Source organism: Klebsiella sp. 141198, assembly GCF_050600785.1.
GTDB lineage: Bacteria > Pseudomonadota > Gammaproteobacteria > Enterobacterales > Enterobacteriaceae > Klebsiella > Klebsiella aerogenes.
In genome coordinates this window covers 23,053-39,901 of sequence record NZ_JAQIRM010000002.1, presented here as the reverse complement: position 1 = coordinate 39,901, position 16,849 = coordinate 23,053, and the positions used below count along the sequence as shown (strand labels likewise).

General features: G+C 50.6%; 18 protein-coding genes. 12 read left to right on the top strand and 6 right to left on the bottom strand.

The features are described 5' to 3' along the window. Window position 1: 1 nt before the first annotated feature. Entirely contained in the window at window positions 2-1,618 is a 1,617-nt protein-coding gene (locus PGR10_RS05525; RefSeq protein ID WP_308958408.1) for a peptide ABC transporter substrate-binding protein, read from the top strand. On the opposite strand, the gene mobH is transcribed toward PGR10_RS05525, so the two are convergent. From mobH to PGR10_RS05505, 4 genes are all read right to left on the bottom strand, one after another. Continuing rightward, entirely contained in the window at window positions 1,547-2,845 is a 1,299-nt protein-coding gene (gene mobH / locus PGR10_RS05520; protein ID WP_430923143.1) for a MobH family relaxase, read from the bottom strand. The two genes, PGR10_RS05525 and mobH, sit on opposite strands and share 72 nt — an antisense overlap. Before the next feature lie 124 nt (window positions 2,846-2,969). Next, complete coding sequence (locus PGR10_RS05515; RefSeq protein WP_430923142.1) at window positions 2,970-3,881, bottom strand: ArdC family protein; 912 nt, start codon at window positions 3,879-3,881, stop codon at window positions 2,970-2,972. 334 nt (window positions 3,882-4,215) lie between these two features. Beyond that, window positions 4,216-5,043, bottom strand: coding sequence for an SDR family oxidoreductase (locus PGR10_RS05510; protein ID WP_430923141.1), 828 nt, complete (start codon window positions 5,041-5,043; stop codon window positions 4,216-4,218). Window positions 5,044-5,115: 72 nt separating this feature from the next. Beyond that, the gene (locus PGR10_RS05505) at window positions 5,116-6,264 is read right to left on the bottom strand and encodes an iron-containing alcohol dehydrogenase (RefSeq protein WP_430923140.1); all 1,149 of its coding nucleotides are present in this window, start codon (window positions 6,262-6,264) and stop codon (window positions 5,116-5,118) included. Window positions 6,265-6,396: 132 nt separating this feature from the next. Here PGR10_RS05505 and PGR10_RS05500 point away from each other — a divergent pair, with 132 nt between their 5' ends. After that, window positions 6,397-7,359 (top strand): LysR family transcriptional regulator, encoded by a 963-nt coding sequence (locus tag PGR10_RS05500; RefSeq protein WP_216655603.1) that lies wholly within the window; start codon window positions 6,397-6,399, stop codon window positions 7,357-7,359. A 51-nt stretch (window positions 7,360-7,410) separates the two neighbouring features. On the opposite strand, the gene PGR10_RS05495 is transcribed toward PGR10_RS05500, so the two are convergent. After that, complete coding sequence (locus PGR10_RS05495) at window positions 7,411-8,463, bottom strand: LacI family DNA-binding transcriptional regulator (protein WP_430923138.1); 1,053 nt, start codon at window positions 8,461-8,463, stop codon at window positions 7,411-7,413. 222 nt (window positions 8,464-8,685) lie between these two features. Here PGR10_RS05495 and PGR10_RS05490 point away from each other — a divergent pair, with 222 nt between their 5' ends. The 7 genes from PGR10_RS05490 (at window position 8,686) to PGR10_RS05460 (ending at window position 13,635) form a co-directional block, all read left to right on the top strand. Further along, window positions 8,686-9,126 carry a PTS sugar transporter subunit IIA gene (locus tag PGR10_RS05490; protein WP_020078611.1) on the top strand — a complete coding sequence of 147 codons (441 nt, stop codon included), beginning with the start codon at window positions 8,686-8,688 and terminating at the stop codon, window positions 9,124-9,126. Window positions 9,127-9,136: 10 nt separating this feature from the next. After that, entirely contained in the window at window positions 9,137-9,403 is a 267-nt protein-coding gene (locus PGR10_RS05485; RefSeq protein ID WP_087859397.1) for a PTS sugar transporter subunit IIB, read from the top strand. A 31-nt stretch (window positions 9,404-9,434) separates the two neighbouring features. Continuing rightward, window positions 9,435-10,697 carry a PTS ascorbate transporter subunit IIC gene (locus PGR10_RS05480; protein ID WP_087859398.1) on the top strand — a complete coding sequence of 421 codons (1,263 nt, stop codon included), beginning with the start codon at window positions 9,435-9,437 and terminating at the stop codon, window positions 10,695-10,697. Window positions 10,698-10,718: 21 nt separating this feature from the next. Further along, entirely contained in the window at window positions 10,719-11,396 is a 678-nt protein-coding gene (gene alsE / locus PGR10_RS05475; RefSeq protein ID WP_213316255.1) for a D-allulose 6-phosphate 3-epimerase, read from the top strand. A gap of 266 nt (window positions 11,397-11,662) precedes the next feature. After that, window positions 11,663-12,127 carry a PTS sugar transporter subunit IIA gene (locus tag PGR10_RS05470; protein WP_213316254.1) on the top strand — a complete coding sequence of 155 codons (465 nt, stop codon included), beginning with the start codon at window positions 11,663-11,665 and terminating at the stop codon, window positions 12,125-12,127. A gap of 46 nt (window positions 12,128-12,173) precedes the next feature. Next, window positions 12,174-12,485, top strand: coding sequence for a PTS fructose transporter subunit IIB (locus tag PGR10_RS05465; protein ID WP_001028229.1), 312 nt, complete (start codon window positions 12,174-12,176; stop codon window positions 12,483-12,485). 43 nt (window positions 12,486-12,528) lie between these two features. Beyond that, window positions 12,529-13,635 (top strand): PTS fructose transporter subunit IIC, encoded by a 1,107-nt coding sequence (locus PGR10_RS05460; protein WP_430923137.1) that lies wholly within the window; start codon window positions 12,529-12,531, stop codon window positions 13,633-13,635. 166 nt (window positions 13,636-13,801) lie between these two features. Here the strand turns inward: PGR10_RS05460 and PGR10_RS05455 are convergent, their stop codons facing one another. After that, window positions 13,802-14,752 (bottom strand): LysR substrate-binding domain-containing protein, encoded by a 951-nt coding sequence (locus PGR10_RS05455; protein WP_430923136.1) that lies wholly within the window; start codon window positions 14,750-14,752, stop codon window positions 13,802-13,804. Between the two features lie 99 nt (window positions 14,753-14,851). Between PGR10_RS05455 and PGR10_RS05450 the strand changes: the two genes are divergently transcribed. The 3 genes from PGR10_RS05450 to PGR10_RS05440 all read left to right on the top strand — a co-directional run bounded on the left by PGR10_RS05450 (window position 14,852) and on the right by PGR10_RS05440 (window position 16,835). Further along, window positions 14,852-15,286 carry a DMT family transporter gene (locus tag PGR10_RS05450; protein ID WP_430923135.1) on the top strand — a complete coding sequence of 145 codons (435 nt, stop codon included), beginning with the start codon at window positions 14,852-14,854 and terminating at the stop codon, window positions 15,284-15,286. An 8-nt stretch (window positions 15,287-15,294) separates the two neighbouring features. After that, complete coding sequence (locus PGR10_RS05445) at window positions 15,295-15,777, top strand: DMT family transporter (protein ID WP_430923134.1); 483 nt, start codon at window positions 15,295-15,297, stop codon at window positions 15,775-15,777. A gap of 206 nt (window positions 15,778-15,983) precedes the next feature. Beyond that, the gene (locus PGR10_RS05440) at window positions 15,984-16,835 is read left to right on the top strand and encodes an aldo/keto reductase (protein WP_411325020.1); all 852 of its coding nucleotides are present in this window, start codon (window positions 15,984-15,986) and stop codon (window positions 16,833-16,835) included. The last annotated feature ends 14 nt before the right edge of the window (window positions 16,836-16,849 follow it).

The window sequence follows — 16,849 nt, the reverse complement described above, 5'->3', positions numbered from 1 at the left end:
CATGAAGTATCCTGTCACATTGACATGCGGCGCGCTGTGGTTAGCCAGCGTTTCTTCTCTTGCCTGGGCGGCGGATGTGCCTCCAGGAACCGTATTAGCTGAAAAACAACAGCTGGTACGCCATATAAAAGACGAGCCCGCTTCATTAGATCCCGCTAAAGCCGTCGGCCTGCCGGAAATTCAGGTTATCCGCGATTTGTTCGAAGGGCTGGTAAACCAGGATGCGAAGGGCAATATCATCCCTGGCGTGGCGACCCGCTGGCAGAGCAACGATAACCGCGTCTGGACCTTTACCCTGCGCGATAACGCGCGCTGGTCCGACGGTACTCCGGTGACGGCGCAGGATTTCGTCTATAGCTGGCAGCGTCTGGTGGATCCGAAAACCACTTCGCCATTCGCCTGGTTTGCCGCCTTAGCGGGTATCAGTAATGCGCAAAATATTATTGATGGTAAAGCGGCGCCGGACACTCTCGGTGTGACGGCGGTCGATGCCCACACGCTCCGCGTGCAGCTGGATAAACCGCTGCCGTGGTTCAGCAACCTGACAGCCAGCTTTGCGTTCTACCCGGTGCAAAAAGCGAATGTCGAAAGCGGCGCTAACTGGACGCGCCCGGGCAGTCTTATCGGCAACGGCGCCTATGTGCTGAAAGACCGGGTGGTGAATGAGAAGCTGGTCGTCGTGCCGAATACACAGTACTGGGATAACGCCAAAACGGTGATTAAGCAGGTGACTTTCGTGCCGATTAACCAGGAATCGTCGGCGACCAAACGTTATCTGGCGGGTGATATTGATATCACCGAATCCTTCCCGAAAAATATGTATCAGAAACTGCTGAAGGATATTCCCGGACAGGTCTACACGCCGCCGCAGTTAGGTACCTATTATTACGCCTTCAATACCCAGAAAGGGCCAACCGCCGATGAACGCGTGCGTCTGGCGTTAAGTATGACCATCGACCGGCGGATTATGGCGGAGAAGATCCTCGGCACCGGTGAGAAACCGGCCTGGCGATTCACCCCTGACGTTACCGCAGGCTTTACCCCGCAGCCTTCGCAGTTTGAGAGCATGAGCCAGGCCGAGCTGAATGCCCAGGCTAAAGCGCTGCTATCGGCGGCAGGATATGGCCCGGACCGTCCGCTGAAGCTGACGCTGCTGTACAACACGTCGGAAAATCACCAGAAAATCGCCATCGCCGTGGCGTCGATGTGGAAGAAAAACCTCGGTGTGGATGTGAAGCTACAAAACCAGGAGTGGAAGACCTATATCGATAGCCGAAATACCGGTAATTTTGACGTTATTCGCGCATCGTGGGTAGGGGATTACAACGAGCCGTCGACCTTCCTGTCGCTGCTCACATCAACCCATACGGGCAATATTTCGCGCTTTAACGATCCGGCTTACGATAAGATCCTCGCCCAGGCGGCGCAGGAAACCTCGGAAAAAGCGCGTAACGATGATTACAACGCGGCAGAGAAAATCATCATGGCCAAAGCGCCCATTGCGCCAATCTATCAGTATACCAACGGCCGCCTGATCAAGCCGTGGTTAAAAGGATACCCGATCACCAATCCGGAAGACGTGGCCTACAGCCGCACGATGTATATTGTGAAGCACTAATCGGTACTCCGGTATTGCTGGCGCTTTTTGCGGGAGCGGTTCGCAATCAGCGTCAGCATTTCCATTCGTATTGCCGGACACCATTTCCGGGATGACTTCCCCCTGAAAGACGTGAGGTCGCAGCGAGACGTCCGGCCAGAGGGTGGCGGGAGACAGTTTCAGTAGCATCAGCGGCGTGCCTGGCGTCCAGCCAGTGGCATCACGTATATCACAGCGCCAGATGGCCCGATCGCCGTTTGGCAGCAGCAACCGTTGCGCCAGTAGTTCGTCAAACAGTCGGCTGTTGTTATCCGGTACGCCATTCACACCATGTTGCAGTAGCCAGGCTCTTAGCTTATCGGCGCAGGTCTTGCTCACCAGCCATAAGGCGTCATCGGTAAGCCAGCCATCGGAACCGCACGCCTGACGATTGAGCGCCAGCTCATGCTGCAACAACCAGCGGATCCCAATAAGGCACTGCTGCGGCAGAGCAGGGCGAGGCTGGTTCAGCGCGGTGTTGATATCGCCGCCCAGGCTGGCGGAGACCGAGGCGCAGTCAGCCTGTTGTACCAGTTCGCCAATGGCCACTGATTTATCGGGATGCCCGGTGAGTGCATAAAGAAAAGCGGCGAACAGATCTGGCGATTCCGCCAGCCAGCGTAAAACCGCCTCCGGCAGGAGAGAAGGGAGCTGGCATCCGGCGGCGACGGGATGCAGATGATAATCCCGCCCCGGCAAATATCTCAGCCGGTAAGGTAATTCTGGTGCGCCTGACCACGGAAACCAGCGTTCACCGTTGCTGAGCTCTGTTTGTACATCCGCGATGAGCTTACCACTGTCGTGCAACAGCGCAGCCAGCGCGACCGCCGCTGTCCATCTGTCGGCTATCCGGGCCTGTTCCTCTGGAGGCGCTCCGGGGGGAAGCAGCCGACTCTGGCGCAACCGGACGGCGTAAACGGCCACTTCCAGACTGTGATCCAGCAGTCCGCCGGGGTAAGCGTGATGGTGATGTTCCGATGCCGGGAATTGCTGTGTCAGTGCGGCGTAGCGTGCTACTGGCGTCAGATACAGCGAGCGAAACAAGGGGTCAGGCAGCGCGACAAGCTGACGCAACTGGTGGATGAGCGACTGTCGCAGCGGAGAGGCCAGTAACTGTTGCGCGGGGAGTGGTGTGAACCAGCCTTCGGGTAACGTGGCTTCTGGCGCAGGGTGTGGTGTTTCCTCGTGTCTGAACAGCCATTTCATCATGATAATCCCCCTTTTCGGGAAGGCCCGTTCCCCTTGTCCTCCCTTCCTTTGTCTTTCGCCCTTATCCTTAAAAAATGACCGGCATCGCGCTGCCGGTCAGTCAAAAAACAACATAATTTTCAATTCAGGCAGAGAGCCGTTGCGGTTGTTCCGTCTGTTTCAGCAACCAGTCACAGGCGTTACGGGCCTGCCCGCTGGCGCGGAAGATGGCCCGATTATCCTCCTGCAATATCTGCAACCAGCTTGCGATATAGCTGGCATGTTGCAGCCTGCCGGGGATCCCCGCGTGGGCGCAGAGAAACGCAGAACCCAGCTCCGCCGTCAGCTCTTCGGCGGCATACATCGCATTACCAAACTGCGCCGCGCCAGAGGTTATCGCTTCCCGGTTGAGCCGCGAGGCATGTCCGGTCGCGTGGGTCAGTTCATGCAGCAGGGTACTGTAATAGTGCGCCTGACTCTCGAACTGTTCCGGATGCGGCAGTACGACAATATCCCGCGAAGGATAGTAATATGCCCGCTGCTGGCGGCGATGGATTACCGGCACCCCGGAGTATCGCCTGATCGCTTCTGCTGTCTCCTGTGGCGCATCAACCTGGGCTATCGGCTCAAAAAAGGCGGCAGGCAGTCCTTCACACTGTGCCACGTTAAACAACCGGAACTCCCGTACGAGCGCAAAATGGCGAACCTGAGGGTTGCCATCTTTATCCGCTACGGGCGCACCGTTGCTGTCCAGTACCTCTTTCTCCTGCGGCAGATACAGCACCGCCAGCGAGGATTTCTCACCCTTGCGGACATTTCCGCCTGCTTCAATGGCCTGGTGGAAGGTCAGCCAGCGGTCATTTTCATAACCGTTTTTGTCGGCACTGCGCCATAAAAGCGGCACGTTGATGCCGTGATAGGCCCGACCGGAAGCGGCGTTAATCGGGAACACCGGTTCACCATCCCGCCAGGGGCGTACCCAGGGCGGACATCCCTGTTGTAGTGCCTCGATAATTTCATCCGTCACTTTCTGGTAAATATTGTTGCTTCTGTCCATATCGCTATCCTCATGGAAAGAAGCCGGTGTTCTTCCCCAACCGGAGAGAACCCCGGCAAAGGGAAGATTCCGCGCTCTGATGAACGCAGGTTATGAACCGCACCGTAATGGTGTGCAGCCTGTCGGTTCTGGCTGCGGGCGCTGATCGGATCAGCCTGAAACAGGGAAAGTGTCTGGCGGAGTGGCGGACAGGGGAACAAAGAATTGAAACAGCGATGAAAAGATTTCTACTACGAATAAGCGGACGGTCGCGACAGTTGATGGCCGAACGAAACATCCCGCGATGCCCCGTTCGGCCACTTAGAATGAAGTTTTTTATGTAAACAAAAACGATTCAGGGGCGGAGTTCTCCGTACTTATAAGAGGCCGTCACGCCGCCATCAATCAGAATATCGCTGCCGCTGATGTACGTTCCCGCTGGCCCGAACAGAAATTCGGCTAACGCGCCAATCTCATCCGGCGTTCCGCCGCGCCCGGCAGGTGACTTTTCAAGCATGTTTCGGTAAAAATCGCCACGTTCAGCGCTTGTCAGTTCATCGTAGGCCAGAGGGGTGAAAACAATTCCCGCGCTGATACAGTTGATGCGAGCCCCGCGTTTCCCCCATTTTACGGCCTCGGCCATCACCCGCAGCGCATTCCCGCGTTTAGAGATTTGATAGGCATACAGGCTGTCATCAATTTCTTTAACCAGCGGCAGTTCCAGCAATGCCTCCGGTGACAGGGTTGCCAGCGCATCAGCCTGTGCCTGTGAAAGCGCATCAATATTCAGGCGGTGGCTGGACTGAGAGCCAATCACCACGGCGGAGCCACCCGGTGCAATGACTTTTCCGAACTCTTCAAATACCACCGCAGTGCCATACAGATCCACACGCAGAATATCCTGTGCTTTGGCCTGTGAAGGGGATAAGCCTGCCGTGTTGATTACCCCTTTAATTTGGCCATGTCGGGTCGCTATCTCGACTAGATCCTGTACGGATTTTCGGCAAGCAATATCGACAATCGCTGTACTGACCGTGAAACCGGCGCGGGACAGGATGTTTTCAGCTTGCTGGGTATTTTCGGATTTGATATCTGCCAGCAAAATATGCTTACCCACGCCGACTCTTCGCGCAATCGCCTGGGCAATGGCCCCACTGCCAATAACAACAATGACTTCTTTCATGCAAAATACCTCAATCTCATGGGCGAATGTGCGCCGTGCTTTTTCGCCAGCGCACACCTTTGCGGTTTAGTGTTATAACGCCAGTTTAAGAATGGTGGTCAGCGTTTCCTGAGTATAGGTCTCCGCCAGGCCAAACCAGCGGGTATTTCCTTTCAGGTTTTCCAGTATGGCTGGCATATCGGCCTCTGTAATGCCTAACTGTGACAGACGGGTCGGTGTGCCAATTTTATCGAACCACGCTTCGAGCGCGGCAATGCCTTCTTCTGCGGTTCCTTTACCAAATAGCGTCCGGGCAAAGCGCGCAAACTGTGTCGGGTTTTGGCTGTGATACCACTTCATCCACGCAGGCATGACCACCGACAATCCCGCCCCGTGCGGGACGTTAAACAGCGCGGAAAGTGAGTGTTCAATCATGTGGTTAGGGTAGCTGAAGCCCGAGGTCCCGGCATAAGTCAGCCCATTTAGCGCCAGCGTGGACGCCCAGGCAAATTCGGCGCGGGCGTTGTAATCTCCCGGATCTTTTAACAACATTTCTGTTGTCTCCAGTACCGTGGCAATCACTGACTCAACCAGACGCGACTGGATTTTGGGTTGTACCGCTGCGGTGAAATAGCCTTCAATCGAATGGGCGATAATGTCGGCGGCGGAATAGACCAGATAATCACGGGAAACGGTCTGCATCAGCGTCGGATTGACGACAGAGACCTTCGGAAATGTATGTACAGATTGAAGAGCAAACTTCTCCCGGGTGACGTCATTGGTGATGACGGCGCCGCTGTTCATTTCGCTGCCGGTTGCCGCAAGCGTCATAATCGAAAATACCGGTAACGCCGCATTGATCTGCCCTTTACCAATAAACAGATCCCAGACATCCCCCTCATACAGGGTACCTGCTGCAATGGATTTGGCGCTATCAAGCACCGAGCCGCCGCCCACGCTCAACACCGCATCAACCTGATGTTCCCACGCCGCCTGAATACCTTCCCGAACCTTAGAGAGTAACGGGTTACTGACAATGCCGCCAAACTCAACATAGCGGATCCCATGCTGCGTCAGGCTCTGGCTAATCGTCGCAAACAAGCCATCGTGTTTGATGCGCTCGCTGCCGTAAGCCAGCAGGACATTTTTGACGTTATGTTCAGCCAGAATCTGGCCAATAAGCTTTTCTTTGTCTGAGCCGAACTCAATACGGGTCGGATTATAAAAACTGAAGTTATCCATCTCACTGCCTCTCTGAAATTAAGTCCTGATATTTGCGAAGTGCCACTACTATAAGAAAATGATTTACAACCAACTAGACGGTAACTGGATGAATCAGTTACAACTAAATGATGTAAATAAGCGGAAGCGACCATGATTAATGAATTGCGCTCTATGACGACGTTTGTCCGTACGGTTGAGCTGGGAAGCCTGAGTAAAGCCGCAGATGCTCAGCAGATATCACCCCAGGCGGCGAGCAAGGCCTTAAAACAACTGGAAACGCATCTGGGGGTGAGGTTGTTCCACCGTACCACGCGAAATATGTCATTAACGGAGGAGGGTCAACGTTTCTTTGAAGCGGCAAAACCTGCATTAATGGGGCTGCAACAGGCGCTGGCGACGGTGCAACAGACGCGCGAGGAGTTTGCCGGACCGTTACGTATCGTCGGTCCGCGTTCAGTTGTTCAGCAGGTTATTAAGCCCGTGCTGATTGAATACAGCCGACTCTACCCGGAAGTTCAGCCCGATGTGCAACTTGATGACGGGATAACTAACTGGGTTGAGAAGCGAGTGGATGTCGGTTTTCGTATCAGCGTTTCGCCGCAGGAAGGGCTGATTGCCCGTCGCTTGTTCCCCCTACAGTTGATCATTTGTGCTTCGCCAGCCTATTTGCGTAAATATGGCGTACCGAAAACGCTGCACGATCTCAGCGCCCACCGGTGTAGCGTGTTTCGCCATGCCGCAACCGGGCGCCTGATCCCCTGGACAGTGAAGTCCGGGGACAATGTGCAGGATCATCATGTTAACCCTGCCATGTCGACCAATGATGAGATGCTGGAGTTACATGCTGTATTGATGGGAGAGGTCATTGCGCAACTGGCCGGGCCGACGGCAGCGCAATACATTCGAACAGGTCAGCTTGTTCCGCTGTTACCTGAGACTATTACCGATATACACAGCTTATTTTTGTATTACGGAAGTCGTGTCGCACAACCGCTCAGGGTTCGCCGCTTCATCGACCTTGCGATTGAACGCTTAGCCAACAGGCAGGACGTGGTGTTATCAGCAGAGGAAATCAGCCTTGCGCATATTCAGGGGACAACCAGTTACTCATAGTTATCCTGCCGTATTCGGCGGGATAACAAATCAATAAATATGTCGCCAACGCTACTGCTTTCTGGTGCTGGCGCGAACTTGTAACGCTGAGGGTAATTCAATGAATTTATCCGTCGAATTACCCGCCAGTAGCTCAAGCAATGTTTGTCCTGCGAGGGTTCCCGTTTCACTCCAGGGGAATTCGACGGCAGTCAGCGCCGGTGAGCAAACGGCGGCAAGAGTCCCCCCGCTCAGGCTTGCCAGTGCCAGAGAGTCGGGCACTTTTTGCCCCGCGCCATGGCAGGCCATAATGCAACCGCAGGCGATTTCATCGGATGTGCAAATCAGCGCATCAAGCTCAGGCCAGGTGATACGAATATCGCCGATCAGGTTCAGGCCGGTCGTAATGCCTGCCGGCAGGTGAGAGGTCACCACGCGATGCGGGGAGTGGTTAACGGAGAGCATCGCGCTGTTCCAACCGCTTAGTACCTGGCGAAACATAATGTTATTGGAAGCCGTGCAAAGCAGGCCGATATTTTTATATCCGGTCTGTACAAGCGATGTGACCAACTTTTTGATGGCTGCGGCATAGTCAACGCCAATGCTGACCCAGCTCGCATCGCGATTGATGGCACCAATCTCAACCACCGGCACGCCGGTGTTACTTATCATTTGCGAACAACTGCTGATGTTATCAATATTGAATTGAACAATCGCAGCCGGGTTGTAAGCGAGCATTTGCGCAAAAGCTTTTTCTTCACTCTGTCCACCCTGGCCGGACTCGATAAACATCATGCTATAGCCCTGGGTCGTGAGCACGGTCTGCAGTGTTTCGGAGACGGCAAGAAAGCCCGGGGAGGAAAAAGAGGGAACCACGCCCATCACCAGACTGGAGTCAGCAGAGGCAAGGTTGCGGGCCTGCAGATTTGGCACATAGCCCAGCTCGTTTACCGCTGCTTCAATACGTGTACGCAGTTCAGGATTCACTTTTTCAGGCATGCGTAACGCGCGTGACACGGTCATCGTGCTCACGCCGACCAGTTTTGCCACTTCAGCAAGCGTAATTTTACCGGTGTTTTTCCTGCGTTTTTCTCTCGCGCTATCGTCCGCTTCTAACGTCTGCACTGGTGTCCTCCTTTCGCCTGACTGGGCAGCCATTGTAAATGATGTTTGGCATTTTGCGCATTGCCCAACTGCAAAGTAATGATAAGTATGGATAACAAAGTTAGCGGTAACAAGAATTTTAACATTATTGCCGTGTTAGCGCTAACTTTGAGATGAAGATCACGGTAAGCCGCGAAGAGATTCCACTATAGTAGGCTCACTTTCAATGCTATCGGGGAATTTATGATCACGACCTGGTTACCAACGGAAAATATCCAGATTGTGGATTCAGTCAGTGACTGGAAACAGGCAATTACGTTATCGGCTCAACCCTTATTGGCGAAAGAGGCGATTACTGAAGATTATATTCAGGCCATTTTTAACAGCCATGAAAAACTTGGTCCTTATTATGTTTTAGCGCCTGGTCTGGCGATGCCTCATGCTCGCCCGGAGCAAGGTGCAATTAAAAATGGTTTATCGCTTTTGCATATTAAAAAAGGCGTTTCTTTTGGCTCGGAAGAGAATGACCCTATTTACGTCGTGATTATGCTGTGTGCGCTTTCGGGAGATGAACACATCAATATGATTACAGCCCTGGCGGACATTTTTAGCGATGATGAACGACTCTCAGCACTGCTGAAAGCCTCATCAATGACGAAAATTCAAGCCGTTATCAATGGATAGTGAGGTAGAGATGAAAAAGGTTCTGATTGTTTGCGGTAACGGGTTAGGTAGTAGCTTTATCGTTGAAATGAATGTAAAAAAAATTATTAAAGAGCTGAATAAAGAAGCAGAGGTTTCCCATACCGATCTGACTTCGGCAAAAAGCGAAACTGCCGATATTATTCTTAGCGCCAGGGATATAGCTGAACATCTGTCCAGCCATTCTGCGCAGGTTTTTGGTTTATCTAACCTGCTGGATAACAATAAAATAAAAGAAATTCTTTCCGAGAATCTCTGATTAATTATTTGCGGCCTTACGGAGTCATTCTATGCTGCAGTTTATTATTCATGATGTGTTGGGCACACCAGCAATACTGGTCGGTCTGTTTTCCCTGATCGGCTTATTATTGCAGAAAAAAGCAGTTTCCGACGTTATTTCCGGAACCCTCAAAACCATTATGGGGTTTGTGATATTAACATCCGGGGCGGCGATTGTCGCCACGACGTTAACGACGTTTAGCCAGCTGTTTGAGCACTCCTTCCATATTCAGGGTGTTGTCCCCAATACTGACGCCATGGCGGCGCTGGCGCAGAAAAACTATGGTACCGCGACAGCCATGATCATGGTGCTGGGGATGTTGTTTAACATTGTCCTTGCCCGAATTACGCCGCTGAAATACATCTTCCTGACGGGCCACCACACGCTGTATATGTCGGCGATGCTGGCTGTCATTCTCTCTGTCGGCGGTCTGTCGCCGTTCTGGGTGGTACTGGTGGGGGCGGTGATCCTCGGCATCATGATGGTGGTCTCTCCGGCTATTCTGCAGCCATTTACCCGCAAAATTACCGGCACTGATGACCTGGCGCTGGGCCACTTTGGTTCAACCGGGTATCTGCTTTCGGCGCTGGTGGGAAAAGCGATCGGTAAAGGCAGCCCGTCGATTGAAGAGCTGAAGGTGCCGAAAACGCTGAACTTCCTGCGTGACTCCTCGGTGGCCATCTCACTGACGATGATGATCCTGTTCCTGATTCTGGTACTGGTCGCAGGTAAAGCGTTTGTTGAGACCAGCATCAGCGGTGGTCAGAACTTTATCATCTTCGCCATTATCCAGTCGCTGACCTTCGCGGCAGGCGTGTGGATCATCCTTGCGGGTGTTCGCATGATTATTGCCGAAATTGTTCCGGCCTTTAAAGGCATCGCCGACAAGCTGGTGAAAGACGCTAAACCGGCGCTCGACTGTCCAACCGTCTTTCCGTTCGCCCCGAACGCGGTGATAGTCGGCTTCCTGTCAAGTTTTGCCGCTGGTCTGGTGAGTATGTTCCTCTGCCCACTGCTTGGTTTAAGCGTCATTGTTCCCGGCCTGGTGCCGCACTTCTTCTGCGGCGCGACGGCGGGCGTTTACGGCAACATCTGCGGCGGTCGTCGCGGCGCGGTGGTGGGGGCATTCGCTCACGGTCTGTTGATTTCTTTTTTGCCCGCGATTTTGCTGCCTCTGATGGGCGACCTTGGCTTTGCATCCACCACCTTTGGCGATGCGGACTTTGGCGTTGTTGGCATCATTCTTGGGCATGTCGTGTCACTGTTTAACTAACTAATTTTATAGAGGTGAGGTATGGCAGCTAAATTTTCGCCCTCGTTAATGTGTATGGATTTAACGCAGTTCAGAGAGCAAATTACGGCAATGAACGGTAGGGCTGATTTTTATCACGTCGATATAATGGACGGTAACTATGTGAAGAATATTACTCTATCTCCGTTTTTTATCGAAAACCTGAAAAAAATTACCGATGTGCCGATCGACGTACATCTGATGGTGAATCATCCGGAAGATATTATTCCAATGTGTATTGATGCCGGGGCCGATATTATCAGTTTCCATCCTGAGACGGCGAATAACAAAATATTCCGTCTGTTGAACCAGATTAAAGATGCGGGTCGTCGCTGCGGTGTGGTGTTGAACCCGGCTACTCCGGCAGAGGCTATTAAAGAGTACGCGCACCTGCTGGATAAAGTGACCGTCATGTCGGTTGACCCAGGCTACGCAGGCCAGAAGTTTATCCCGGAATCGCTCAATAAAATTAAACAACTGATTGCGATGCGCGAAGCGCATGGTTACCACTATCTGACCGAAATTGACGGCTCCTGTAACGAGAAAACCTTCAATGTTATCTCCCGGTCGGGCGTTGACGTCTTTATTGTGGGAACCTCGGGCCTGTTCTCCCTGGCGGATAACGTCAGCGATGCATGGGATAAAATGGTCGATATATATCAGCGCGAAGTCGCTGCCTGAAAATTGCAGCGCGCTCAGCCGTATTGAGCCATTGTGCAGTGCAAAGAGTCTATTTAACCGGTCTGTCTCTTTGCCTTCGCGTTAGATTTATATGGTTGAGAGCGCTGTAACCCTTTTATATCTGGAGTTCGTGACGACTCATCGCACGCTTGCGAATGCTTTCTTTTGATGCTGTGGGCCCCGGCGGGTTTGGCAGACTGCGTGGTGGTAGAAGCCGGTATTGCTGATTACTGATGATCATTTATTTACATTAACGAAGGTGACTTATGGACATTTCGAGTGTGCTGAATGTAAGAAATATCAAATTGAACATGATGGCTAAAAGTAAAGAAGAAGCAATTGAAGAATTAACTGACTTATTAGTGCATGATGGCGCAGTTATTAATAAAGATGTTTTTCTGAAAGATGTCTGGTTACGTGAGGAGCAGGGCTCTACTGGGTTCGAAAATCATATTGCGATCCCGCACGGTAAATCCTCAGGAGTAGTCCGTACGGCATTGGCCATTGGACGAACCCAACATCATATCCCCTGGGAAACGATGGATGGTAGCGACGTTCGCTGTATTATTTTGTTTGCCGTATGCCTGGTCGACCAAAATGCCACCCACATCCGATTGTTATCGCAAGTTTCGGGTTCACTTGCCGATGAAGAGATAGTGGACAAATTACTGATGGAAGATTCCCCTCAGAAAATCATTGATCTTTTAAACGCTGAAGGTGCCAGCGCTTAATTTAATCATCATAGCATCGTAAATAATCAACTCCTGGAGAGTAGTGATGAATATTGTTGGGATTACAGCTTGTACTGTAGGCATTGCACACACTTATATTGCGCAAAAGAAAATTGAAATAGCAGCAAAAAAAGCCGGGCACAATGTCAAAATTGAAACGCAAGGCACTATAGGTATCGAGAATGCCTTGACCGCTGAAGAAATTGCCCAAGCCGACATCGTCCTGTTAGCCGCCGATGTTAAAGTTTCCGGTGAAGAAAGGTTTGCCGGCAAGAAAGTCGTCAAAGTACCTACGGAAATGGCCGTTAAATCACCAAATAAGCTTATTGAAAAGCTTGGTGAATTAGTCAATTCATAACACCTACCTATGCGTATCCTATATAAAATAAAGGGCGTAATTTATGAATATAAAAGAAATATGGAAAGCAGCAAACCCTAAAGGTCATCTGCTGACTGCCATCTCATTCTTGATTCCGATTGTCTGTGGTGCTGGGTTTATTATTGCCATCGGTATGGGTTTTGGAGGGACGGTTCAGGACTCTTTAGTATCGGGTCAATTTGACCTGTGGCAGGCTTTCGCTACCATGGGGGCTAAGGCGCTCGGACTATTGCCCGTCGTTATTGCTATCGGAATTTCCGGTTCAATCGCGGGTAAGCCGGGTATTGCCCCTGGTTTTGTTGTCGGTCTGGCAGCTAATGCTATTGGTGCGGGTTTTATCGGTGGCATGATCGGCGGCTATATTTCCGGATATATTGCTGTTGCTATCATTAAAAATGTAAAGGTTCCCGGCTGGGCCCGGGGTTTAATGCCTACATTGATTGTGCCTTTTTTTGCATCCATTTTCAGTGCTCTGCTCATGGTCTATATCATCGGCACGCCTATTGGTATTTTTACCGATGCACTCACATCGTTCCTGAGAAGTATGGGTACTTCATCTAATTTACTATTAGGTGCTGTTATTGGAGCGTTGTGTATCGTTGACTTTGGTGGGCCGATCAATAAGACGTGCTTCGCATTCGTCTTAACTCTCCAGGCACAGGGTATAAATGAGCCAGTTACGGCCCTGCAGTTAGTTAACACAGCAACACCCATCGGTTTTGGGCTTGCATTTTTTATCGCCAAACTGTTTCGCAAAAACATTTATAATAACGAAGAAATCGAAATGCTAAAATCGGCGGTTCCTATGGGGGTAGTGAATATTGTTGAAGGAGCTATACCTATAGTGATGAATGATATCGTTCGCGGTATTGCAGCAGCGGCAATCGGCGGTGCTTGTGGCGGTGCAATCACCATGGTATATGGCGCAGATGCAACTGTACCTTTTGGTGGTGTATTGATGCTGCCAACAATGTCAAACCCCATGGCGGGTATTATGGCGTTGATAGTTAATATATTAGTCACAGCAACCGTCTATGCTGTCATCAAAAAAGATGTACCTCGCGATGTTGTTATAAACAATGATCAAGAAGAGGAAGATATCAACTTCGATGACATTAAAATTAGTTAAGTATATACATAATGGTATGCAGTAACATGCTGTCGCGCTCACAATGAATTGTGATAATAGAATATTATTATCGCGCTATATACTATTTGCTGCATTCTCTTTTAATCGTCACGAGTAAGAAATGGGTCGCCAGGGTGACCCATTTCTTACAGGCATATCATCACAATTACTTAGAAAGAGTATCGCTTAGCTGCCAGTATAGCGGCGAACCGAATGCTTCTACGTAATAATCAATTACGGCCCTGACGTTTAACGTTGGATGACGAGTATGTGGATAAATAGCAGCAATATTTTGTGGCTCGGTCTTAATCGCCGTTTCCATATCCGGCATTAATTCAATAAGCTCGCCGCTCTGTAGCGTTTCGCCAATCAACCAGTCCGGAAAAAGGACTATCCCCATACCGCCCAATGCTGCAATAAGTAAAGTCTCGGCATTATTAGAAGACATCAACGCAAAGACCGGATAGTGTATCCACTCTCCACCTTTTCGACGCAACAGCCAGCGATTCGGCCCGGATGAACCACGGTAAACGAGACACTTATGTCGGCTTAAATCCGCCGGGTTATCAGGTACGCCATACTTTTGAAGATAAGCCGGTGATGCTGCCAGGCGATAGCACTGCTGTCCAAAAATGCGTGCATGAAAAGATGAGTCAGTAAGCTCACCGATACGAAAAATGACATCAGCAGCATCTTTATGAGGGTCAATGTAATCATCAGTTAACGTCAGCTCAATACTGAGGCGTGGGTAACGTTCCGTCAGCCCCGCCAATTTGGGCGCGACATGCTTTTGCCCAAAAAAAACGGGAGCATTTATGCGTATTAGCCCCGAAGGCTCAAGCGTCCTTTCATTGAGTTCCCGTCGGGCAGCGTCCAGGCTACTGGTAACCGCCCGAACATAACGGATAAAAATATGACCGTTCTCTGTCGGAATAATGGCGCGCGTATTGCGATAGAAAAGTTGCTGACCGACCGCATCTTCTAACTGATGAATGACGCGTGAAACCTGAGAGGCAGAAATGCCTTCGCGACGAGCCACAGTGGAAAAGTTCTGCACTTCATACACTGCAATGAAAATGAAGAGCGATCGGATATTGATATTGCTTAAATCATACATTAATGCAATTCCTGCACAGGTGTTTATTACATTATGGCATTTTTCTCATTCATGTTCAGGCGTAGTCTTCATCGCCTGCACATCTGGAGATTGTTTGCTATGCAATTTGTACTGATTTTGTTAGTTATCGCTGGCGGTATGGGGCTGTCAGTCGAGGCAGGCTTACTGGGGCCGCTAGGGGGGGAGGTTGGTGATTTATGGGCAACGTTCAGCATATTTGGCGTAGGCGCTGCACTGACTTTCCTGTTGATGCTTTTTTTCAGCCCACGCAATAGCCCGTCATTTTTCTCTTTGCCTGGGTGGCAGCTACTTGGTGGCGTACTCGGGCCAATTTATGTCGTTATTCTGACCGTGGCCACGCCAGTCATTGGGATAGCGATGACGATGATCGGTATCTTAGCTGGTCAGGTATTTAAGAGCCTGATAATAGACCATTTTGGTTTACTCGGTACACCCCGTAGGAAAATAGACAGTAAGCGAATTATCGCCCTTATTTTTATCATCGCTGCATTAATTCTGGTTGCCAGAGGATAAGTGAGACTATGACATTTATTATGATCGTTTTAGCCGTTATAGGCGGCTCCATGTTGAGTATTCAGGCGGCCGTTAATGGACAATTGGGTAGTCAGGTAGGGGTATTTAAAAGCGCATTCCTGACCTTTTCCGTAGGCGCACTTATCACCGCTTTGCTTATTTTCTTTTTTGAACCAAAACAGGTTGTTACTCTGATGGATGTCCCTAAGTGGCAACTGCTGGGCGCCATGTTCGGCGTACCCTATATCGTTATCATGGTTTTAGCCGTACAACGAATAGGGACCGCGATTGCCACAGTCGCCGTGATCTTCGGACAGTTAACCATGAGCATGTTAATCGATAACTTTGGCTGGTTGGGAAATCAATCCATTTCGTTTTCGATGAGTCGTCTGGGGGCCATCCTCTGCTTAGGTATCGCGCTTTTCTTCATTTACTCAAGTAATAAAGTAAAGGCGACCGCCTTAAAACAAGACGTTCTGTCATCGAGCTAAATAGAATCAGTCACGTTCATCTATAAGGGATACGGACTAAAAATATCTGCATCCCTTATGAAAAGTAAATGCTCCGTTGATGATATCCAGAGCTAATATCGCCAAATTGATGAATATACCTAATAAACCCTAGCTAATTACCCCATCTAATCGAATAAATCACTTCGCGTTATGCTTTTTCTGAACAACAGCCAAAGGATAACGTGATGCAAACTGTAAAACTGAACAACGGTATTGAAATGCCCCTGCTGGGCTTTGGTGTGTTTCAGATGTCTGATGCCGCTGAATGCGAAAGAGCCGTTATCGATGCCATCGATACGGGATACCGCCTGATCGATACCGCCGCGTCTTACCAGAATGAAACCCAAGTCGGGAATGCACTGAAACAGACTGGCATCGCCCGTGACGAGCTCTTTGTAACGACCAAGCTATGGCTTCAGGATACTCATTACGAAGGCGCTAAAGCACAGTTCGAACGCTCCCTGAATCGACTGCAACTTGATTATGTTGACCTGTACCTGATTCACCAGCCTTACGGTGATGTCCATGGGGCATGGCGTGCCATGGAAGAATTGCAACAGGCTGGCAAAATTCGCGCCATTGGCGTCAGCAACTTCCATCCTGACCGACTGGCCGATCTTATTGCTTTCAACAACGTTGTCCCTGCGGTAAACCAGATTGAAGTTAACCCCTTCAACCAACAGCTGCATCCCGTGGCGTGGATGCAAAGCCGGGGTATTCAGCCGGAAGCCTGGGCGCCGTTTGCAGAAGGTAAAAATGGTCTGTTTGAGCATCCCGTATTAACGGCGATTGGCCAGAAGTACGGTAAAAGCGTGGGACAGGTTGTGCTGCGGTGGATTTTCCAGCGAGGCATCGTTTCGCTGGCAAAAACAGTGCGAAAAGAACGCATGGAAGAGAACATCAACATTCTCGATTTCGAACTGAGTGATGAAGATATGTTGCAGATTACTGCTATCGACACCGCAACAAGTGCTTTCTTCTCACACCGCGATCCTGCCAGAGTTGAATGGTTGGCCGGTCGCAAACTGGATGTTTAAGTCGCGATAAAAGA